Genomic DNA, 21,742 nt, shown 5'->3' with positions numbered 1-21,742 from the left:
TTCCTTAAAGATTACGGTTGGGCGGCAGCGACACGTCTTCGAGCAGGCCGTTAAAGACGAGAATCAAAAACAGCACGGTCAAAAGACAGATCAGCACATCACGCCAACGCAGACGATGCCGGGTCATGAAAACAAAGCCGCAGGTAATCACCATTCCGCCCAGGAAGAAGCCAGCGACATTGATCGGGAATGTGGTGGAAACCGCGCGATAAGACGAAATGACACCAAGGCCAAGACCGTTCCACGCCCATACCAGCGCCGGGCCGGTATTGGACATGAAGAACAACCCGACAAAAGTCAGCAACAGGAACTGCACCAGGAAAAAGATATTGGCGCCCGTGATTTCACCTGTCGGTTCCCCGGCATTGTCCGGACCGCGACGAAAGTGACCAAGCGTAAGCAACAAGCCAAGCGGCATCATCAGTCCGGCCAGGATCACCGGAAAGAAGGAGTCTCCGGGCGCAATCCGCCCGGAGATCGTACGTTCGATAATGCCGCCCCGAATGTCATTGGGAAACCAGACGGTGAAGCACAGAACACAGAAAACAAGTGTCCCCACCCCCAGCCAAAGGTTCCACCGCGCCTTTTTCTCTGGCGCTTCGAGACGGGAAGCACTCATTCTACCAGTGCTTTCATCATCTCGACATTGGCGGCATAGCCATCAATGATGGTTTTGCGCAATGCGTCGCCGGTTTCGATAACCGGTGCCGGCGGATACTGTTTTTCGATGAATTTCCGGGTTTCACTTTCCGGATTATTCAGGATTTCAGCAACCGCTTCCGCGATGGTGTCGCGAACTTCGTCAGACATGCCTTTCGGCGCAACGATGATGTATTTGTAGCCAAGATCAAGGTCGATACCCTGTTCTTTCAGGGTCGGGGTATCAGGGGCCTGCACCAGATGGGTGCTTTCGGCCGACGACAGAATGGTCAGTTCGCCAGCTTCGACCAGCGGACGCTGAACACCGCCGCCCCAGGACAGGTTGGCATCTTCGGCCACAACGGCGTTCAGGGCACCTTTGCCGCCTGCTGTGCGCAGGTGGTTAACAGTGATGCCAAGTTTACGTGCAATAACTTCTGCACCCGCTTCAACCTGGGTGCCCCAGTTGGCCCAGACAAGGGTTTCCCCGGCTTCTGCGGCGGCTTTGACGTCATCAAGCGATTTCCAGCCCGACGAAGTCCGCGCCAATACCGCCATCTGCGAACCGGCAGTGGTGGTGATATAGGTGAAGTCTTCGGGCGAGATATTGTCGCTGTTCATCGGCGCGAAGTTATAGGTCGTGGTGATGGCAAAGCCGAGAGTCTGGCCATCGGGCGCCTCGTTCTTGAGCTGTGCAGACATCACAGCGCCATCTTCGCCGGATTTGTTTTCCGGGACCAGAATCCAGCCACGGGTCTGTTCAAGTTCCTTGGCCAGCATACGGGCCTGAACATCGGTTCCGCCACCTGCGCCATAACCGATCCAAAGACGGATTGGTCCGTCGGGTTTCCAGTCTGCGGCGAATGCCGAACCGGTGCTCAAGGCCAGCATTGCAGCTGCCGCCAGTACCTTTTTCATTCTCAAACTCCTCGTTCTCCAGACGTGATAGGTTCCAAAATCTTTACGATTTTTTTCCTTCGATGATTTCCATCGGACGGTGCCCCCTTGGCAGTTCGAAACGCTGCACAAGAATTTGTTTTTCGTTGAAACTGCGATCTGTTGCTTCCCAGATCAGGCCAACATGCGGTGCCGCCAGATCAAGGTTTGCGCAGGCCTTGGCAGACAGTTCGTCCGCCGTGACGCGATGTGTGACCGACAAGGTCGGCAGATTGAATTTTTCTGCGAGATGACGGTGGACCGAAACCCCGTCAAAATTGTTCAGACCACCACGGTCTGACAGTCCTTCGGCGTGGGCCTTGCGCAGGAAAATGGAACTGAATACCGGGCGTTCGCCCTCGATCCAGACCAGACGATCAAGTCGCACGACCGGATCGCCTTCAAAGCCGGCGGCCAATGGTCCGAGTTCTTCGGTATGGGCTTCTTCGACCGAGATTCCCCGCGTATAGGGCAACAGGTTTTCACCCGTAACCGGATCGCGAAACCGATAGACGTGCACCTCGGGGACCTGATTTCGGAAATCGGCAATAAAAGTCCCGAGTTTGCGCCGACGCACAACGATGCCCTGCTCAACCAGCTGCGCCAGCGCCTTTTGCACGGTGCTTAAACCAACCGGAAGGACGTCGCACAGTTCCGTCTCGCTCGGCAAAGGATCACCGGGCAGGTAATGACCATCACGGACACAGCCGTAAAAGGCTTCGGCAAGGCGCGCATATTTTGGAAGCGAGCTGTTTGCATCACCGGCTTCCATTTCTGCGGCCACACGTTTCAGTGCGTTTGTTGTGCGTTCCTTGTTCATGACACAATCATAAAACTAACTAGTTATGACTTGTCAACTACGTAGTTAAAGAATAGAAACAGTTATGAAGATAACGGCGGTTGGGCGCGTTGCGTCCCGTCTTTGCTGTTTTGGAAAGACTTCAAGGAAAACCTATGAGTACCAATAACTTCGCCATTGCCACAGGCCACCCGATCGCCACAGAAGCAGCGGAAACAATGCTGCGCGCAGGCGGCAATGCCATCGATGCCGGCGTTGCTGCGGGGCTGGCACTTGGCGTTGTTCACCCCGAACTTGTGTCTGTTGCCGGTGTTGCCCCGATCATTTTGCGCGATGGCAAAACCGGACGGATTACAAGCTATGACGGGGTTGGTGTTTGGCCCAAAGCCGCCAATGTCGAATGGTTCCACAAAAATTTCGGCGATTCCGTGCCCGAGGGCATTTTGCGTACCGTGGTCCCCGCCGCCCCGGCCGCCTGGATTCGCGCCCTGTCCGAATTTGGCACCATGCGCTTTGGTGATGTGGCAGCCCCGGCGATCAAGGCAGCACGTGACGGTTTTCCGGTGTTCGAATTGCTTTCCGAATTCGTTAAATCCCGCCACCGCGAATATCAGCGATTTGAATCAACAGCCGAGATTTTCCTGCCCAATGGCAAACCGCCGGTCGTTGGCGAAACCTTTGTCCAGACGGATCTCGCCAACAGTTTGCAAATCATGGTCGATGCCGAACGCAATGCCAAAGGTGACCGCAAAGCCGGATTAGCCGCGGCAAGGGCAGCGTTTTACGAAGGTGAAATTGCCCAGCGCATCACCGCATTCCATGCTGAAAATGGCGGTCTTCTGACCATGGAGGACATGGCATCCTATGAAGTGCGCGAAGAAACAACATTTCCGGTGAAGTTCCGCGGCAGCGAAATTTACTGTTGCGGGGCATGGTGTCAGGGCATTTCAATGGCTGAAACACTGACCATGCTTGAAAAGGCTGGCAAGGAGCGGATTCTTACGCCAGATGGCGATATTGACCGGCATTTCCTGCTTGAGGTGCTTAAACGGGTTTTCGCCGACCGCGAAGCCTTTGTCACCGACCCCGATTACATGAAAGTTGATCCGGCGTCCCTGCTTGATGCCTCTTTTGTTGCCCAACGACTGGCAACGATATCAGAAACCCGTTCTGATCCGATGCCCGCCCCGGGCGACATGGATCACATCAATGCCGCGTATCGCAATAACGCCGGCGAAACTCCCGAATATGCGCGCGGTTCTGCCGACACGTCACATGTCAGTGTGATTGATGGCGACGGCAACATGTTTTCTGCCACGCCAAGCGACCCAAGCTCCGACACCCAGGTCATTCCCGGCACAGGACTGAGCGTATCGTCGCGCGGGTCACAGTCACGCGCCATCCCGGGGCATCTGAATGCATTGGCACCGGGTAAACGCCCGCGCCTTACGCCCAACCCGATCCTTGGCCTGAAAGATGGCAAACCATGGATCGCAATGGGAACCCCGGGCGGTGACATTCAGATCCAGGCAATGGCACAGGTTCTTATCCATATGATGGATCGCGGCAAAGGCCTGAAGGAAGCCATTCTGGAACCGCGCGTTTCAAGTTATGCCTATCCCGGCTCCTTTGCCCCCCACATCGCCTATCCGAACAAGGTTCTTTATGAACAGGACCTGCCGGATGCCGCGATCGCGGAACTGCAAGCGCGCGGTCATGACATGGAAGCCTGGCCGCAACAAACCTGGAAGGCTGGCGGGATCTGTGTCGCCATGTCTGATGAACACGGCAATCTGACCGCCTTTGCCGATCCCCGCCGTGCCGGCACCGCAACAGTCAACGCTTAACCCCTTCGCGCCACCACCACGCAGGAGACAGGCACCATGGAAATTCCGACCGAACTGTTTGCGCAACTGACCGATCCGGCGACGGCAGATACAGCGTTTCACGACCTTTGTGCGAACGCGATCCCAAACGAACTATACAGCGCCATGCGTTACCACCCCGCCACGATCGAGGTAGAACGCATAGCGTCAACCATGCCCGAAATTTACCCGGTCGGCGGTCGCAAACCGAAAAAGGACACGCCGTGGGGACAAAAGGTCCTGATAGATCGCCACATCAATCTTGGCAGCGGTGCTGACGATATTCGCTGGGCATTCTCCGACCACGAAACCATCCTTGGGCTGGGTCTTGATCAGGTTATGAATGTCCCGGTAATTTTGGGCGAACAGGTTGTCGGCACGATGAATTACCTGCGCCCGCAACAGCCGTTTAGCGTGCAGGAACAAGCCATCGCCCAGCTTCTTGCCGCCTGCCTGGCAGCAAGACTGGCCTGACCGGCCTAGCGTTTCATAATCACCAGCGCAACGCCAAGTGCCGCAACCCCGAAACCGGCAAATCCGAGCGCACCAAGATGTTCATCAAACAGAACCCACGCAAAGAAAGCAGCAGTCGGCGGCACAAGATAAAACATGCTGGCGACCCGGGTTGCTTCGCCCTGTTTGATCAGAACCATCAATAACATGATCGCACCGATTGACAGCACCAGCACAAGCCACGCCATCGCCAGAATGAAATTCATGCTCCATTCGACGGTCAGCTCATCCTTGAACAGTGAGACGACACCGACAAAGGCCGCAGCGGCAACATATTGAATGACCGTACCGCTCATCAGGTCCATGCCGGTACAGAAACGCTTTTGATATAATGTACCGGCGGTCATCCCCAGCAAGGCCATCACGGCCAGCCCGATGCCAAACGGGGTAATGCCAATGCCATCGCCAATTTTGGGCACAAGGACAAGGGCCACACCGACAAGTCCAAGAACCAGTCCACCCCACTGGCGCATCGAAACCCGTTCGCCAAGAAGACTGCCAACAACCGATGCCGTGACGACGGGCTGCAACCCGACAATCAGTGCGGCAAGGCCGGATGGCAAACCGGTATCAATCGCCCAGAAAACGCCGCCCAGATAAATGCCATGCACCAGAACGCCGGCCGTTCCGATATGCGATGCTTCCCGCCAGGAGGACGGCCATCTTGCCTTCATCAGCATCACAACCGGCACCATCAACAAAATGACAATCGCAAACCGGACAAACAGGAAAACAAACGGATCGGCATATGGCAGGCCGAATTTGGCGCCGACAAATCCGGTGCTCCAGAGAAACACAAAGACAAACGGCATGATCCGGCCAAATGCCGGGTGGTTGGTGGCAGACATGACTTCCCCTCTAACCGGCGGGCGGTGCAGAATGGGGCGCATCACCAACCGAATGACGGCCTGTAATAACAGGCCGTCTCGATATTATTCCGTGGGCTTTTTCTTGCCCTTTTCGTCGCTTTGGCGGTTTTCACCCTCGGCCGAGAAATTGGTGAAATACTGTCCGGCATCGACAATGCCACGGCGGATTTCACGCGTGCGGGTAAACAGATCAAACAGTTTGTCCCCCTCGCCCCAGCGGATGGCGCGCTGCAATGCCATCAGGTCTTCCTGAAAACGGCCAAGAACTTCAAGCACGGCTTCGCGGTTGTTCAGAAACACGTCGCGCCACATGGTCGGATCGGATGCCGCAATACGGGTAAAATCACGGAAACCCGATGCGGAAAACTTGATCACTTCCTGACGCAGGGCATCTTCAAGATCGGTTGCCGTACCGACGATGGTGTAGGCAATCAGATGCGGCAGATGCGATGTGATCCCCAGAATGCGATCATGATGGTCGGCATCCATGCATTCGACATACATGCCACAGGCTTCCCACAGGGCTTTGACTTTTTGGGTCGCACTTTCGGGTTCGCCCGCAATCGGGGTCAGGATGCACCAGCGTTCCTCGAACAATTCGGGAAAACCTGAATCCGGACCGGAATGTTCGGTCCCGGCAAGCGGATGGCCCGGAACAAAATGCACGCCTTCGTCAAGATGCGGTGCAATGTCACGAATGACCGATTGCTTGACCGATCCGACGTCAGAAACAATCGCACCCTTTTTCAAGGCACCGGTAAGCTGTGCGCCAATGGCTTCGTTGGCACCGACCGGCGCACAGATCATCACCAGATCCGCATCCACGACCGCTTCCTTGATGTCACAATAAGCTTCATCGGCGATGCCAAGTTCAAGCACGCGATCGCGGGTCTTTTCAGACCGCACGGCACAGGTGATCTTGTTGGCAAGGCCGTCACGTTTGATGCGACGCGCCATCGAGGACCCGATCAGGCCCATACCGATAAAGGCGACAGTATCAAAAAGCGGCTGGGATGCGGTATTGGTCATTTTACTGGTTCACAAAGTCTTTGATGGTCTGAAGGCAGATTTCCATTTCTTCCTTCGTGCCGATGGAAACACGAAGCATCTGCGGCAAACCATAGGCACCGATTTTGCGCGGGATCACGCCACGGGCCATCATGAAATCATTGGCGGCATCGGCATCCTTGCCAGCAACTTCCGGGAATTCGACCATGACAAAGTTGCCATAGCTCGGATGTGCCTTAAGGCCTGCAATCGCATTAATCTCGTCACGGAACCAGGCAAGCGTTTCCGCATTGTGGCGTACACATTCATTGACGAAATCATCATCATCAAGGGCCGCAACGCCCGCTTCCTGGGTCGGCAACGGCACGTTGAACGGATTGCGCAGGCGCTGCAACACATCGGCAATTGCCGGCGGCGCATAGCACCAGCCCAGACGAATGCCGCCAAGACCATAAATCTTGGAGAATGTCCGGGTCATCACGGTGTTGTTGCCGGCTTTGACCAGTTCTTCGCCCGCGCTGTAATCTTCCTGACCGGTCATGAATTCGGCATAGGCCGCATCAACCACAAGAACGATATCTTCGCGCAGGCCATCACGCAGACGCTTCATCTCGGCATCGGTGATATAGGTCCCGGTCGGGTTGTTCGGGTTGGCAACGAAGACGATCTTGGTTTTGTCGGTAACAGCGCCAAGCAATGCATCGACATCGGTCGTCATGTTGGTTTCCGGCGCGGTGACCGGGGTTGCACCAACACCCATTGCCGCAATCGGATACATCAAAAAGCCGTGCTGCGAATAAAGAACCTCGTCACCCGGACCGGCATAGGCACGGATCAAAAGCGTCAGCAATTCATCAGAACCGGCACCACAAACAAGCTGATCGACTTCAAGGCCGTATTTTTCGGCAAGCTTGTTGCGCAAAAGATCACAACCACCATCCGGATAACGATGCAGACGATCAGCGGTATTGCGAAGGGCCTCCATTGCCTTGGGGCTTGGACCAAGGGCACCTTCGTTGGACGACAGCTTGATCACGCGCTGGGCACCAGCAGAGCTGGATTTTCCGCCTTTGTAGGGCGCGATATCAAGAATTCCGGGGCGGGGGGTGGGCGCAGACATAACTTAGGTTCTCCCAGAGGAAGCGGCAGCCAATGGCAGCCTGCCAAAAATTGTTAACTCAGTGCGTCTTCTGAAATCGGCACCGCATAGGCACCGACCACACGCAAGCTTTCAGGGGCAAGTCCCTGTTTTGCGAGTGTGTCCTCGAACGCATCGGCGCGATTACAAAAGAATCCCGGCACATCAACAAGAACAAAACGCCGATCTGCGACCGTATCGTCAGAAAAGCCAAGGATTGTCGCCCCGTCGATACCATCCGCAATTTTTTTGCGCACCGTATCCATCGATATTTCTTTCGACAGGCTGACAACAAACAGAGTCCTGTCATCACCACTGTCTTCCAGATCAATCGCGGCAAGAACAAAACCCTCGGTCTGTTCGCCGCGCCCGACCGGGCGACCGCCAAATGGCAATTTGGAGACGACCTTGACTGCCGTATCATCCGTCAGCAGCGTCCACCACGGCATGGCTTCACCAAATTCGGGTTTGGGAAACACACCCACCGCCGCCCGGCCGTCTTCAAGCGCACCGAATGCTTCGCGCGGGGTATCAAATTCGATAATTTCGTTCAAACAGCCAAAGTTAAGGCGGGCAAGTTCCCAGCAATCCTGACCATCGGCGTTACGGCACAATGCAACCGTATATGGCGCTTCAAGCCTTGTGCCCGCCGCGATCATTTCGCGCCAGATCTGGATCAGTGCCGATTTCGGAAAGGCCCCGTCATGACGATTGACCAATGTCCGCATGATGCGGGCTTCGCGGGCCGGACGATAGGGCACCTTGACCTTGCCACCAGCAGCAATCACCCGGTCCTTATAGGCCCCGACGGCCTGGACTACTTTGGTACGCCGAATGATCAGCGATTGCAGCGCCTGATCGATTTCATCGATCTCGCCGCGCAAGCCATCAAGGTCAAGATTTGCCAAATTTTTATCGTCAGACGCCATAATCTACTCTTCTTTTGAACGGCGCACAGTATTAGGACAGGGCCGCCGAATTGCAAAGAAAAGATTGACTAAACCGGGTCTGCTTCATAGCTAGAACAAACGAATTTTCTGCAAACTCGGCAACAAATGCAAAAACACAACCGGGTTTTAACGAAAAGTCACGTTATGACAGGGAAACCAACGTCCATGAACACCGCCCTTAACAAAGACAAGCGCCCGCCGCTCCCCGGCCATCATATGGTTCTGGGAGAGACGGACAAGCTGCGCCTTGATAGCGGTGTCGAGTTTGGTCCCTTTACGCTGGCTTATCAGACCTATGGCGAACTCAATGCCGATAAATCAAACGCGATTCTGGTCTGTCATGCCCTGACCGGGGATCAGTATGTTGCCGATGATGTTCATCCGATTACCGGCAAGGAAGGCTGGTGGCGTGAAATTGTCGGGCCGGGCAAGATCATCGATACCGACAAATATTTCGTGATTTGCAGCAACGTGATTGGCGGCTGTCTTGGAAGTACGGGTCCCAAGGATATCAACCCGGAAACCGGTAAGCCTTGGGGGCTTGATTTCCCGGTGATCACGATTGCCGATATGGTGCGCGCCCAGACCATGCTGATTGATGCGCTGGGCATTGATACGTTGTTTGCAGTGATCGGCGGTTCCATGGGCGGAATGCAGGTCCTTGAATGGTGCAAAAGCTATCCGGAGCGCGTTTTTGCCGCAGCCCCGATTGCAACATCATTCCGCCATTCCGCGCAAAATATCGCCTTCCACGAAGTCGGTCGTCAGGCCGTCATGGCCGATCCGGACTGGTGCGGGGGCAATTATCTGCTCGAAGGCAAGAAACCGGCGCGTGGTCTGGCCGTTGCACGCATGACCGCACATATCACCTATCTGTCACAGCCGGCCCTGCATCGCAAATTCGGCCGCAAGCTTCAAAACCGCGGCGCAATCACATACAGTTTTGACCATGATTTTCAGGTCGAAAGCTATTTGCGTCATCAGGGCAAAAGCTTTGTCGACCGATTTGACGCCAACAGTTACCTTTATATCACCCGTGCGATGGATTACTTCGATCTGTCGATAGAATATGACGGCAGGCTCGCCGAGGCCTTTACCGGCTGCAAAACCCGGTTCTGCGTTATCTCGTTCTCAAGCGACTGGTGCTTTACCACCGCTGAAAGCCGGACCCTTGCCCATGCATTGAATGCGGCATCGTGTAATGTCAGCTGTGTCGAGATCGAAAGTGACAAGGGCCATGATGCCTTCCTACTTGATGAACCCGATTTCCACATGGTTCTGAGCGGCTTTATCGATGGTGCTGCCGAAAGCCGGGGACTGAAATAATCATGACCAATACTGTTTCAAATGCCGCCGGCAACCCGTCGCTTCCGGCACATAGCGACCGCATCCGTGTCGATCTTCAGCTGATCGCCGACATGGTCGAGCCCGGCACACGTGTTCTTGATATCGGGTGCAGTGACGGGGAGCTTCTTGGCTATTTGACCCGTACCAAAAATGTCGATGGCCGCGGTCTTGAACTTTCCAACGAAGGGGTGCGCAATTGCGTCGCACAGGGGCTTCCTGTGATGCAGGGGGATGCGGATCGCGATCTTGGCGATTATCCGGATGGCGCGTTCGATTACGCGATCCTCAGCCAGACCCTTCAGGCCACCCATCGCCCGAAAGAAGTCCTGTCGGAATTGCTGCGTATCGGCAACAAGGCGATTGTGTCCTTTCCGAATTTCGGACATTGGCGTGCGCGGTTTGACCTGATGTTCCGCGGTCGGATGCCGCAAAACCCGAACCTTCCGATCATGTGGTATGAAACGCCAAACATCCATTTCTGCACCGTACGGGACTTTGTCGCCTTGTGTAATGAAATGAATCTCAAGATCGAACGATCAATGGTTCTGAATGAAAGCGGATCGCGTGTTTCAATGGACAGTCATTCGGGCTTTGCCAATTTCTTTGGCAATCAGGCCCTGTTCATGCTGAGCAAATAGCCTATCTTTCCTGTTTCCGATCTGACAAACGCCGCAATTGCTGTTGCGGCGTTTTGTTTTGCATCACAAACCCGGTCTGTCCGCGTCTGATGACCATCAAATTCATCGCGGGGACAAAAGATGTTTTGCACATTCAAACGCATCATTCGTAACGGTGCCCTTGTCACCGTCATCGGTCTGCTTGCCGCATGCAGCCAGAAGGCCGAGACACTCAAACTTTCGGTCACACAGTTTGGCACGGCAACCGAAACCGCCTTTGACGGATATGATGCCGCCTTCAGTGCCCAGTTTGCCCCCTTCCCCAAATCGGCGGATGCACAGCGTGATGAATTTGTGCGCAACATGGCTGCATTCACCGGGCCTGTCACACCATCAAATATCGAAACACTTCTGGATCCGGATGCGGTCAAGATATCCCCGACCGTGCGCGATCAATGGACAGCAACGCTTCGTGATCTGCGCAATCAGTATCAGCAATTCGTCGCCATCTTTGACAATATCGAAGCCGGTTCCGCACTTGGTACATCTGCTGTTACCCAATCGGGACCGATACTGGAAAAGCTGCGCACGCAACTGGCAACCATCACCAGTGATTTTGCGCGCAATCCGCCGACATATCTGACAAGACGCAGCACACTGATCGCAGAGCTTAATACATTCCGAACGGATGACAGCAACGACCCCGAAGCGCGCGACCTGGAATACCAGATCTGGTGGCAACGCTGGCAAGGCCTTCTGGCAGAAGAACAGGCAATGCAGTCCAAAACTTTGCGGGCATTTTTGACTGCGACAAAACTTGGCGACAAATTGCAGGGACAGATCGACAATTACGCCAGACTGGATGTCGCATCCCTGATCGGGGCTGTTGAACAGGGCATCACCCTTGCCGATCAGATCAACAAGCTCAGTCCGCAAGAACTTGTCACGCAGGGCACGGGCCTGCTTGAAACTGCAACACAGTAAAGCCGGGGATCATCACATGACCGAGAATATCGACACCCTGATCTCAGCCGCCGAACAGGCCTATCAACAGGCATTGGTGACCTACCAATCCGCAAGCATTGATCAAAAGATCGCCACCAAACCCAAACTTGATCAGGCTGCGGAACTGATTGTCACCCTGCGCACCAAGCAGCTGCAAGGTACCATTACCGTAAGCGATCAGGATGTCGCCGCCATGCAGGATTTGCGGAACAAGGTAAATGATGCAGCCACGCTGCAAACCGCCTTGTCATCGATGGTGGCGCTGATTTTGAAATTCGTCTGATGGGTCTTAAGGGGCGACCTGGCCTCAGTTCCACCGATCGGCATCGGCGTCGTCCGATGCCTTTGCGGTGACCCATTTTTCACCTTCTGGCGTTTCTTCACGTTTCCAGAATGGTGCCCGGGTTTTCAGGAAATCCATAATGAAATCGCAGGCCTCGAACGCGGCACGTCGATGTGCGGACAAGGTGATGACGAGCACGATGCGATCGCCTGGCAGCATTTTGCCGAAACGATGAACAATGCGAACATCATCAAGCGGCCAGCGTTGTGATGCTTCGTCCGCGATTTTTTCAAGTTCGCGTTCTGTCATGCCGGGATAATGATCCAGCGTCAGGCTTGATACCCGATCATCGCCATGAAGATCACGTACCAGTCCGACAAAACTGACAGCAGCCCCGATGTCGGTGCGACCATCGGTCAGTGCAGACAGTTCTGCCCCCGGGTCAAAATCATGTTGTTGAACAGAAACGCGCGACATGGCCCCAGTCCGGTAATTCGAAACTCAGTCGAGATGCTTAAGCCCGGTCCGCAAATAGATATAGCCGGTCTGAACCGTCACAATCCCCGCAATCCACAGCAAGATATCACCAATCAGGATCGACGGGATCATATCGGGCGACGCATCCCCGACCAGAAGAAAGCCGATCGCCAGAATTTGGGCGGTTGTTTTCCATTTGGCAAGCACCGTCACCGGAAGCGGCACCTTCAGTTCGGCAAGATGTTCGCGCAAGCCCGAAACCATGATTTCGCGGCACATGATCACGACAGCCGGCAATACCGCAAGACCGGCAATGCGTTCAAACGCCACCATCATCATAAGGGCTGCAGCCACCAGTAACTTGTCCGCAATCGGATCAAGGAACCGGCCAAGCGGAGAAACCACATTCATGCTGCGCGCCAGATAACCGTCAAAGAAATCGGTCACCCCGGCAAAGGCAAACAGCGCAAAACCGATCCAGTTGCCAACCGGGCCGTCAATGTAAAACGATGCGACCAGTGCCGGGATCACGATGATGCGCGACAAGGTCAGCAGATTGGGAATCTGGTTTTTCATGAACAGGCCTGTTTGCGGGTATTTAGGGCGACAATTTCCGGCCAGAGGGATTTGCACCCCGAAGCCGCGCAATTATTAAAGCCTTGGGTCCATGACGACAAGGGCCGTGTTCAATGGCCATAAAACTGAGACACGGCCCAAGTCATTTACCTAAGCGGCTATGGCGTCTTTCTTTTTCCGGCCGATGCTCAGGACCTGATAAAGAATGATCGCAGCCAGAGTAGCCGTTCCAATCCCGCCAATCGCAAAACCACCGAACGTCACGGTAAAGTCGCCACCACCGAAAATCAGGGTAATACCAACCGTAAACAGGTTGCGCGGATCAGAAAAATCAACTTGGTTATCAACCCACAAACGGACCATTGCTGCGGCAATCAGTCCGAACACAGCCACACCAAGCCCGCCCAGAACCGGTGCCGGAATTGTGTGCAGCAATGCCCCGAATTTCGGAGAGAACCCAAGCAAAATGGCAATCACCGCTGCAATGACGAAAATCAGGGTCGAGAAAACGCGTGTGACCGCCATGACACCCATATTTTCAACATAGGTGGTCACACCCGTGCCACCGCCCGAGCCAGCCAGCATGGTCGCCAAGCCGTCGCCAACAAAACCGCGGCCGATATAACGATCCATATTCTGTTTGGTCATGCCGCCGATTGCCTTGATATGACCAAGGTTTTCAGCCACCAAAATGAAGGCCACCGGTGCGATCATGACCATGGCGGAACTTTCAAAACGCGGTGCGACGAAATCCGGCATGCCAAACCAGGCGGCGTGCGCAAGACCAGAAAAATCAACACCCGGCATCAGTCCCAGACCATTCCCCAGAACAAGAACCAGTCCATAACCCGCCAAAATACCGACCAGAATCGAAATACGGCGCAACGCAACAGGTGCATAGACAGAAACAGCAGCAACCGACAACAGGGTCAGAAGCGCCACCAGCATGTGCATATTGTCACCTGTGATGCCACTGATCCCCACTGGCGCAAGGTTCAAGCCAATGGCCGCACCGACGGCACCTGTCACCGCAGGCGGCATCAGTTTTTCAACCCACCCGGTCCCGGTTGCCATAACAACCAGACCGATGGCGACATAAAGCGCCCCGGCTGCAATGATACCACCAAGCGCGCCCCCGATATCGGGGTTCGGACCGGTCCCCGCATATCCCGTCGCAGCAATGACAACCGCGATAAACGCAAAGGACGAGCCCAGATAACTTGGCACCCGACCGGCAGTACAGATGAAGAAAATCAGGGTTCCGATACCGGAAAACAGAATGGCCAGATTGGGATCAAATCCCATCAGAAGCGGGCCAAGAATTGTGGCACCAGACATGGCAACAAGATGCTGCAATCCCATCGGGAACATCTCACCCCACGGCAGACGTTCATCAGGCATGACTGTTGAAGACCGGGTCAAAGACCAGGAAGGAAAATATCGCATTTGTTTCCTTAAGCTGAGATCGTTGATCGCACAAAAGCGCGCTGCCGGGACGGCAATATGCACACGGGGTATTACCCGCCTGCCGCCAAAAAGCAAGACATCAGCAACAGGTTATCAGTCATTTTCGTGGAAATGATCGTAGATCTTTCGCGCCAGGGCGGCACTGATGCCCTCGACTGCCTCAAGATCCGAAAGACCGGCATCGGCAACCCCGCGGGCCGATCCGAAACGATGCAAAAGCGCCTTTTTGCGCGCACCACCAACACCCGGAACCGAATCCAGAACACTTTTGCCGATCTGCTTGGCCCGTTTTGCCCGGTGGGTTCCGATCGCCCAACGGTGCGCTTCGTCGCGCAGGCGCTGGATGAAATAAAGAACCGGGTCTTTCATATCAAGACGTACCGGTGCCTTGCCCGGGATGTGAAGAACTTCCTTACCGGCATTTCGATCAACACCCTTGGCGACACCAACCAGCATCACATCTTCGATGCCAAGATCTTCGAGGACCTCGCGCGCAACGCCAAGCTGCCCCAAACCACCGTCAAGCAGACACAGGTCCGGCCAGGTGCCATTTTCACGATCCGGGTCTTCTTTTTGGGCGCGTGCAAACCGACGGGTCAGAACTTCGCGCATCATGGCAAAGTCATCACCCGGTGCGATGTCGCCCTTGATGTTGAATTTGCGATAGGCGTTTTTCATAAAGCCTTCCGGTCCGGCCACAATCATCCCGCCCACCATGTTGGTCCCCTGAGTGTGGGAGTTATCGTAAACCTCGATCCGTTCGGGCGTGCTTTCCAGATCAAGCTTGTCAGCAAGGTCTTCAAGCAGCTTGCGCTGTGTTGCACTTTCGGCAAGACGGCGTCCCAGCGCATCCTTGGCGTTGGTCAGGGCATGCTCGACCAGTTTGCGTTTGCCGCCCCGTTTGGGCACCAGCAACTCGATCTTGCGGTTGTTATTGATGCCCAGTGCATTTTCGACCAGTTCCTGGCCTTCGATCTCGTGAGACAGGAAAATCTGTTTGGGTGCGGGCTTATCGGCATAGAACTGCCCGACAAAGGCCGACAGGATTTCGGGAATTTCCGCAGACTGTTCATGGCGCGGAAAATAGGACCGGTTGCCATAGTTTGATCCAGACCGGAAAAAGAACACCTGCACACAGCTTTGTCCGCCTTCCTGATGCAGGGCAATGACGTCTGCTTCCTCGACGCCTTCAAGATTGATGTCTTGGTGCGATCTGATCTGGCTTAATGCCCGGATGCGGTCGCGATACATCGCGGCCTGTTCGAATTCCATGCGCTCGGACGCCGCCATCATATCAGCTTCAAGCTGCTTGAGGATTTTCTGGCTGCGGCCGGTCAGGAAGTCACGGCAGATATCAACAAGCCCGTCATATTCCGGCTTGGATATGCGGTCGACACAGGGTGCTGCACACCGTTTGATTTGATACAGCAAACACGGGCGCGACCGGTTCGAGAAAACCGCATCGGTACAGGACCGCAACAGGAATGCGCGCTGCAAATGGTTGATCGTATTGTTCACCGCCCAGGCAGACGCAAAAGGCCCAAAACAGCTGCCATCCTTGGCGCGTGCCCCGCGATGTTTGACGATGCGCGGGTAATCATGATCTTCGGTGATCAGGATATAGGGAAAGCTTTTGTCATCTCGCAAAAGAATGTTGTAACGCGGCTTGAGCTTCTTGATCAGGTTGGATTCAAGAAGAAGGGCTTCGGCCTCGGTATGAGTGGTGATGATTTCCATCCGGACCGTCTGGGCGACCATACGGGCAATCCGGATCGGCAATTGCATGATGCGGGTATAGGCCACCACACGCTTTTTAAGGTTCTTGGCCTTGCCGACATAAAGTACCCGGTCCTTGTCATCGAGCATCCGGTAAACGCCCGGTGCACCCGGCATGGTTTTCAGGGCGTATTTGATTGCCTCGACACCACGCGCGGCCCCGCCCCGGTTTTCGTCACCTTCAAGGGACAAACCGATTTCCCGCCCCGGGGCAGCTTCCCCGTTCGGGTTTTCGGAGGGGGCATCAGGCTTCATAAAGGCACTCCGCAATCAGACAAATACATCCAAAGTTGTGACGGCCGTCACAATCTGGCCGGGCTTTGGAACATAGCCGAAAAGATTAACATCGCAACACCGCGTCAGGGAATCGTGGCGGAAAAAAGATGTCCACCAAGACTGTGGATAACTATGTGGGTAATAGGGGGGCTTCTTCCTGCACCCCTTGAGAGTCTTAACTTTCTGTGAAGTGCCCAAATATTGAGCAAAACAGTTAAGTCATTGATTTATATATCAAAAATAACTGTCAACATGAAATCATTCGGTAATACAGCCGTAAAAATCGAATATTTTCCTTTGATTCCATCTCGCCAAATGCTTGTGCATAAGGACTGCTGCGATTCGCCCCAAGGGAATCACAGAGTCCCTTGGTCCGCCGGTTTGAAAAAGTAAATTTTTTAACGAAATCGGGCGTAAATCAACGCGCGATATTGTGCCGTTCGATTTCGACCCCGACCGCCGAGACGTCTTCAAAAACGTCGAGCTTTTCAACCCGGACGATCACCTTGCGCACGCGCGGATCAGCAAGGCACATATCCGCAAGTTTTTCCCCAAGGGTTTCCACAAGGTTCACATGACCATCCTGGCAGATGCGTCGGGTCCCAACCACAAGATCCTCGTAGCTCAGGACCGTGGTGATATCGTCATTCTGAACCCCGTCCCCTTCGAGGACTGCCAGATCAAGATTGATCCGGACCCGTTGCGGGGCTTCCTTCTCATGGTCATAAACACCGATCGAGGTATGAATGACCATATCGCGCACAAAGACACGGCGCAGGCTGCCGGCCCGGTCTGCATGGGGCAGATCGGCAAAAGGCAATGTCGTAATTTTGGCATCCTGTTTCAGGCCTGCGGTCATAGTCGGGTCTTCCTTGTGCTGCTTTTGGGTATGGGCGCCTTGTGCTGCCCTCCCCGTCCGGCCGATGTCAGACCATCATGCCTGACATCATTCGATTGGCTTGTCATTATTGCCACTGGGCGCCCAATCAAGGTGCTGCCCGCCGTCAAGGGCTAACATTTGCCCGGTGATGGCAGGCGCGGCAAGGAAAAATCGAACCGCGTCGCAAATCTCTTGCGGGTTTGTCCCGACTTTAAGCGGGGTTTTCTCGCACTGCTGATCGAAAATGTCCTGTGTTTGTCGGCTACTAGGCAAAGCCGGACCCGGCCCGATCGCATTAACACGAATTTTCGGCGCCAATGCCAGTGCAAGGGTCTGGGTCAAGGTCCACAACCCGGCCTTTGACAATGTATAGGTCACGAAATGCGGGTTCAGATTCCAGACCCGCTGATCGATAATATTGACGATCAGGCCTTTGACATCGTCGGGCAGGCGTTTGGCAAATTCCTGTGACAGAACAAACGGCGCCCGCAGATTGGCCTCCATATGGAGGTCCCAGCTTTCGCGGGTGGCCGATTGAATGTCATCATATTCAAATGTCGACGCATTATTGATCAGAACCGCAATCGGCCCCAAGGCCGCCTGTGCTTCGCGCACAATCCGGTGGGTGTCTTCTTCGTTGGCGAGATCGGCGGAAATCACACAGGCGCGTCGGCCAAATGCACGGATTTCCTCGGCCAGGCTTTCGGCATCCTTGCGCGAATGATGACAGTGCAGCGCTACATCATAGCCATTTCGCGCCAGATCAAGCGACAGGGCCCGACCGATGCGTTTAGCTGCACCTGTAATCAAAACGTTTTTGGGCACCTGTGCAGTCATTTTCTGCGGATCCCTTTATGCGTCTGTCAATTCAACCAAGCCGGTCTTCAGGCTGCTACAAGTTGGAAGACATAAACCAAATAGGCAATCACAAATGCACTTCCGGTAACGCGCGAAATTTTGCGAAACGCATAGGCAACAGCAAGCAACCCGACGGTTACCGCCAGCATGATCCACAAATCGGAATTCAAAATCTGTTCCGGCACCGGAATTGGCGCAATAAGCGACACCCCGCCAATAATCACCAGAAGGTTCAAAAGGTTCGAACCCAGCACGTTGCCAAGTGCAACGTCTGAATGACCACGGAATGCCGCGACCACAGATGCCGCAAGTTCGGGCAATGACGTTCCGAACGCAACCAGCGTCAAACCGATAACGGCCTCGGAAACACCGAACTGCCGGGCAACGGCAACGCCACCGTCAACAAGCCATTCCGCCCCGAACATCAGTGCGACAATCCCGATCAGGGTTGCCGCAAGCGGCTTGGCCCAACCTTTGGGCACCTCGCCAACTTCATCGACTTCTTCTTCATGCAAATGGCTGGCTTCGCTGGGCATGTTTTTGTCATGCTTGTAGGTGAAATACCAGATAGCCGCCAACACACACAGCATCAGGGCCCCGGCCCACCGGTCAATCGCCCCGAACATGCAAAGTGCGATGAACAAAACGGTGCCCAGCAGCATGGTGCCGCCATCGCGAACAACCGTGATGCGTCCTGCCGCAACCGGTTTAAGCACCGCAACCGCACCGAGGATCAGCAGGATATTGGCAATATTGGAACCGACCACATTGCCCATCGCAATATCGGCCGTTCCTTTGAGCGATGCGTTCAATGACACGACAAATTCCGGCGCCGATGTCCCGGCCGCAACGATCGTCAAACCGACAATGACTTTTGACACCCCAAGCAAAAGAGCCAATCCAACGGCACCACGCACGATAAATTCGCCACCAGCCGTCAACAGGACAAGACCGGCGATAATCTGAAGATAGGGGATAAGCTGTTCCAAGACGCGTTTGCTCTTATTGGGTGTCAATTATATGGACCTGATCAGGCCCGCGGAACATGGCATCTGGCACCGGGATTGGCAAGTCATCAGGGCATGACAATTTTCACAGCACACAATTGAATTCCCCGCCCGGCGCATTAGGTCAAACCAACAAGACAAGCCTTGAAACAGATCAAACCGGTACGGGTTAATTGCCTTGGCATCGTCAAATTTCCACAGGACGATACCGTTCAATTCCGCTATCCTGATCATCTCGTTGTTTTCAAATATTTATCTGCTTTGCCGGATCGATTCTGACCATGCATCACAGCGTTCTGTTCGAGCTGTTCCTGATCCTTGCTGCGGCTGTGGTTGCAGTACCCATCGCGCATCGTTTGCGCGCCAATTCGATTATCGGTTTTCTGATCGGCGGATTTTGCATCGGGCCATTCGGGTTTGGACTGATTACCGAACGCGAAGACATTTCCACAGTTGCCGAACTGGGGGTCGTCTTCCTGCTGTTCATGATCGGGCTTGAACTGTCGCGCGAACGATTGCGCGTCATTGGCGGGCGGTTTGCAGCACTCGGCCTGTTGCAGATCCTGGTTTCAATGGCTGCGATCATGGGCGTTCTGGCGCTGCTTGATCTGCCATTGGCGGCATCCCTTGTTATTGCCGGTGCGCTGGCCCTGTCATCAACCGCGATTATCCTTAAACAGTTGTCCGATGACCGGCAGCTCAATACCCGTTTCGGGCGGGCCGCCCTTGCAATCCTCCTGGTCCAGGACGTGGCGGTTGGTCCGTTCCTGATCATGGTTCAGGCGGCGGGCAATGCCGGTACCGAAACCAGCCCGTGGATCAGCATTCTTCTTGGCTTCGGTTCTGTCGCCCTGCTTCTGGTCGCAGGACGGTATCTTTTGCCGCATCTGTTTCGCTATATCGCGTCGCTTAAAAACCCGGAACTGTTTGCGATTGGCACCCTGTTCGTTGTTCTTGCCGCCAGCACCCTGACCGAAGTTTCCGGACTTTCGATGGCACTTGGCGCGTTCATTGCCGGTGTGATGCTGGCCGAAACCGAATTCCGCCATCAGATCGAAGCCGATATCGCGCCATTCCGTGGCGTTTTCCTGTCGCTGTTCTTTATGTCGGTCGGGATGTCGGTCAATGCCAATGTCGTCTATGAACAGTTTGGCAGTGTGCTGCTGTGGCTGATTGCATTGCTTCTGATCAAGACGGCCGTTCTGTTTGTCTTGTCCTTGGCGATCCGGTTTGAACGGGGTTCGGCCCTTCGTGTTGCGATGAGCCTGGCAGCAGGCGGTGAATTTGCATTCGTCATGTTTGCACTGGCGGCCCAGAATGGTGCAATTCCGCGTGATCTTGCCGCGATGCTGATCCCGGTGGTTGCCTTGTCGATGGCATTGACACCGACCCTGATCAATCTTGGTCACCGGATCGAGGAAAAGCTGCACCCCAAGGAAGACGACCAGCTTGGCCCGATCTCGGATGAAACCGAAGGCATCCACCAGCATGTTCTGGTCATCGGCAGCGGGCGTGTTGGTCGGGTTTTGGCGCGTCTTTTGAAAACCCGCGATATTCCGTTCATTGTTCTCGACAGTGATGCCCAACAGGTATCGCGCGGCCGTGCAGAGGGACTTCCCGTATTCTTTGCCGATGGGTCACGCCCGGAAACATTCCGCGCCGCCCACACCGATGAAGCCCGTATCGCGGTTGTTGCCATGGGTAACCCGCATGCAACCGAAAAGACCGTGGCGCTTCTACGTCAGCATTATCCGCATCTCAAGATCTTTGCCCGCGCCCAGGACATCACCCATATCGGTCCGCTGTCGCGCAGCGGGGCCGATGCGGCAATTCCCGAAGTACTGGAAACCGGCCTTCGGCTTTCGGATCATGTGCTGTCGGCCTGTGACGTGCCACAAGAAGACATTGATGCCGAAATCGCCAAGTTCCGGCGCGCCGACATGTTGTTGATGAACGAACTGGCACCAAGGACCCAGCGTAAAAAAGCCCCGGAACCGGCACAAGCAGCACCGGCATCAGAAGTCGCACCAGAGACGACATCATCCGCGGCACCTGCATCCGTGGCATCTGCATCCCCGGCGACCGCGAAAACAACAAAGGCATCTGGCACGGCTGCGCAAACCGCAAAACCCAAACCGACGGCAAAGAAACCTGCGTCGCGTGCCATGCCAAAGAAAGCAACCGCGCGCAAGGTTGCGACAAAACCCGCCGCAACCAAAACAACGTCGGGCAAAACCACATCGGCCAAAAAAGCAGCGCCCCGCAAACCGGCGACAAAGACAGCGTCATCAGACAAATCGGCAACATCCGGGTCAAAACGCACCACACGCGGCAAAGCTAAAGACAGCTAAATGCAAAACCCCCGCGGCCTGTGGCAACGGGGGTTTTGTTTGATCTGAGTGTCAGAATTTTTTCCGACGAGCCATCCAACTAGCCAGCAGCCCGGCCTTGTGGCC

The 21,742-nt window shown here is 54.8% G+C and carries 21 protein-coding genes; 7 read left to right on the top strand and 14 right to left on the bottom strand.

What is annotated here, in order from left to right:
• Positions 1–4 precede the first annotated feature (4 nt).
• Genes WA429_RS02635 through WA429_RS02625 form a run of 3 tightly spaced genes read right to left on the bottom strand, consistent with a single transcriptional unit; the run spans position 5 to position 2,395 of the window.
• The gene (locus tag WA429_RS02635) at positions 5–619 is read right to left on the bottom strand and encodes a hypothetical protein (protein WP_101245372.1); all 615 of its coding nucleotides are present in this window, start codon (positions 617–619) and stop codon (positions 5–7) included.
• Complete coding sequence (locus tag WA429_RS02630) at positions 616–1,557, bottom strand: tripartite tricarboxylate transporter substrate binding protein (protein ID WP_206926744.1); 942 nt, start codon at positions 1,555–1,557, stop codon at positions 616–618. Before WA429_RS02630 ends, WA429_RS02635 begins: the two co-directional genes overlap by 4 nt.
• A gap of 43 nt (positions 1,558–1,600) precedes the next feature.
• Positions 1,601–2,395 (bottom strand): GntR family transcriptional regulator, encoded by a 795-nt coding sequence (locus tag WA429_RS02625; RefSeq protein ID WP_287464343.1) that lies wholly within the window; start codon positions 2,393–2,395, stop codon positions 1,601–1,603.
• Between the two features lie 134 nt (positions 2,396–2,529).
• Between WA429_RS02625 and WA429_RS02620 the strand changes: the two genes are divergently transcribed.
• Together WA429_RS02620 and WA429_RS02615 are read left to right on the top strand one after the other, a co-directional pair.
• Complete coding sequence (locus tag WA429_RS02620) at positions 2,530–4,221, top strand: gamma-glutamyltransferase family protein (RefSeq protein WP_287464344.1); 1,692 nt, start codon at positions 2,530–2,532, stop codon at positions 4,219–4,221.
• A gap of 36 nt (positions 4,222–4,257) precedes the next feature.
• Complete coding sequence (locus tag WA429_RS02615; RefSeq protein ID WP_287464345.1) at positions 4,258–4,713, top strand: GAF domain-containing protein; 456 nt, start codon at positions 4,258–4,260, stop codon at positions 4,711–4,713.
• Positions 4,714–4,718: 5 nt separating this feature from the next.
• On the opposite strand, the gene WA429_RS02610 is transcribed toward WA429_RS02615, so the two are convergent.
• From WA429_RS02610 to WA429_RS02595, 4 genes are all read right to left on the bottom strand, one after another.
• On the bottom strand, positions 4,719–5,600 hold the full coding sequence (locus WA429_RS02610) for a DMT family transporter (RefSeq protein ID WP_287464346.1): 882 nt from the start codon (positions 5,598–5,600) through the stop codon (positions 4,719–4,721).
• Between the two features lie 84 nt (positions 5,601–5,684).
• On the bottom strand, positions 5,685–6,650 hold the full coding sequence (locus WA429_RS02605; RefSeq protein ID WP_287464347.1) for a prephenate/arogenate dehydrogenase family protein: 966 nt from the start codon (positions 6,648–6,650) through the stop codon (positions 5,685–5,687).
• Between the two features lies 1 nt (position 6,651).
• Positions 6,652–7,749 carry a histidinol-phosphate transaminase gene (hisC, locus tag WA429_RS02600; protein WP_101245367.1) on the bottom strand — a complete coding sequence of 366 codons (1,098 nt, stop codon included), beginning with the start codon at positions 7,747–7,749 and terminating at the stop codon, positions 6,652–6,654.
• A 53-nt stretch (positions 7,750–7,802) separates the two neighbouring features.
• Positions 7,803–8,696 carry a chorismate mutase gene (locus tag WA429_RS02595; RefSeq protein WP_101245366.1) on the bottom strand — a complete coding sequence of 298 codons (894 nt, stop codon included), beginning with the start codon at positions 8,694–8,696 and terminating at the stop codon, positions 7,803–7,805.
• Positions 8,697–8,933: 237 nt separating this feature from the next.
• Here WA429_RS02595 and metX point away from each other — a divergent pair, with 237 nt between their 5' ends.
• The 4 genes from metX to WA429_RS02575 all read left to right on the top strand — a co-directional run bounded on the left by metX (position 8,934) and on the right by WA429_RS02575 (position 11,969).
• Complete coding sequence (metX, locus tag WA429_RS02590) at positions 8,934–10,043, top strand: homoserine O-acetyltransferase MetX (RefSeq protein ID WP_287464799.1); 1,110 nt, start codon at positions 8,934–8,936, stop codon at positions 10,041–10,043.
• Between the two features lie 2 nt (positions 10,044–10,045).
• On the top strand, positions 10,046–10,702 hold the full coding sequence (gene metW, locus WA429_RS02585; protein ID WP_101245365.1) for a methionine biosynthesis protein MetW: 657 nt from the start codon (positions 10,046–10,048) through the stop codon (positions 10,700–10,702).
• A 120-nt stretch (positions 10,703–10,822) separates the two neighbouring features.
• Positions 10,823–11,665: a hypothetical protein gene (locus WA429_RS02580; RefSeq protein ID WP_286887370.1), complete on the top strand. Its 843-nt coding sequence runs from the start codon at positions 10,823–10,825 to the stop codon at positions 11,663–11,665.
• A 16-nt stretch (positions 11,666–11,681) separates the two neighbouring features.
• A complete protein-coding gene (locus WA429_RS02575; protein WP_287464348.1) occupies positions 11,682–11,969 on the top strand; it encodes a hypothetical protein in 288 nt (95 codons plus the stop codon).
• A 24-nt stretch (positions 11,970–11,993) separates the two neighbouring features.
• Here WA429_RS02575 and moaE read toward each other — a convergent pair whose 3' ends face one another.
• The 7 genes from moaE to WA429_RS02540 form a co-directional block, all read right to left on the bottom strand.
• Positions 11,994–12,446 carry a molybdopterin synthase catalytic subunit MoaE gene (moaE, locus tag WA429_RS02570; RefSeq protein WP_101245362.1) on the bottom strand — a complete coding sequence of 151 codons (453 nt, stop codon included), beginning with the start codon at positions 12,444–12,446 and terminating at the stop codon, positions 11,994–11,996.
• A 24-nt stretch (positions 12,447–12,470) separates the two neighbouring features.
• The gene (gene pgsA / locus WA429_RS02565; RefSeq protein ID WP_101245361.1) at positions 12,471–13,022 is read right to left on the bottom strand and encodes a CDP-diacylglycerol--glycerol-3-phosphate 3-phosphatidyltransferase; all 552 of its coding nucleotides are present in this window, start codon (positions 13,020–13,022) and stop codon (positions 12,471–12,473) included.
• A 150-nt stretch (positions 13,023–13,172) separates the two neighbouring features.
• A complete protein-coding gene (locus WA429_RS02560) occupies positions 13,173–14,423 on the bottom strand; it encodes a uracil-xanthine permease family protein (RefSeq protein ID WP_287464349.1) in 1,251 nt (416 codons plus the stop codon).
• A gap of 159 nt (positions 14,424–14,582) precedes the next feature.
• On the bottom strand, positions 14,583–16,520 hold the full coding sequence (gene uvrC / locus WA429_RS02555) for an excinuclease ABC subunit UvrC (RefSeq protein ID WP_287464350.1): 1,938 nt from the start codon (positions 16,518–16,520) through the stop codon (positions 14,583–14,585).
• A 439-nt stretch (positions 16,521–16,959) separates the two neighbouring features.
• Positions 16,960–17,400, bottom strand: a complete 441-nt coding sequence (gene folB / locus WA429_RS02550) for a dihydroneopterin aldolase (protein ID WP_101245358.1) — start codon at positions 17,398–17,400, stop codon at positions 16,960–16,962.
• An 87-nt stretch (positions 17,401–17,487) separates the two neighbouring features.
• On the bottom strand, positions 17,488–18,258 hold the full coding sequence (locus WA429_RS02545) for an SDR family oxidoreductase (protein ID WP_287464351.1): 771 nt from the start codon (positions 18,256–18,258) through the stop codon (positions 17,488–17,490).
• A gap of 47 nt (positions 18,259–18,305) precedes the next feature.
• Positions 18,306–19,268: a calcium/sodium antiporter gene (locus WA429_RS02540; RefSeq protein ID WP_287464352.1), complete on the bottom strand. Its 963-nt coding sequence runs from the start codon at positions 19,266–19,268 to the stop codon at positions 18,306–18,308.
• Between the two features lie 299 nt (positions 19,269–19,567).
• Between WA429_RS02540 and WA429_RS02535 the strand changes: the two genes are divergently transcribed.
• A complete protein-coding gene (locus WA429_RS02535) occupies positions 19,568–21,637 on the top strand; it encodes a cation:proton antiporter domain-containing protein (protein WP_287464353.1) in 2,070 nt (689 codons plus the stop codon).
• Positions 21,638–21,742: the final 105 nt, after the last annotated feature.

This window comes from Thalassospira sp. CH_XMU1420-2, assembly GCF_037029325.1.
In the GTDB taxonomy this organism is placed as follows: domain Bacteria; phylum Pseudomonadota; class Alphaproteobacteria; order Rhodospirillales; family Thalassospiraceae; genus Thalassospira; species Thalassospira povalilytica.
Note: the sequence above shows the minus strand (reverse complement) of the source record. Positions and strands in the feature narration are given on the sequence as shown.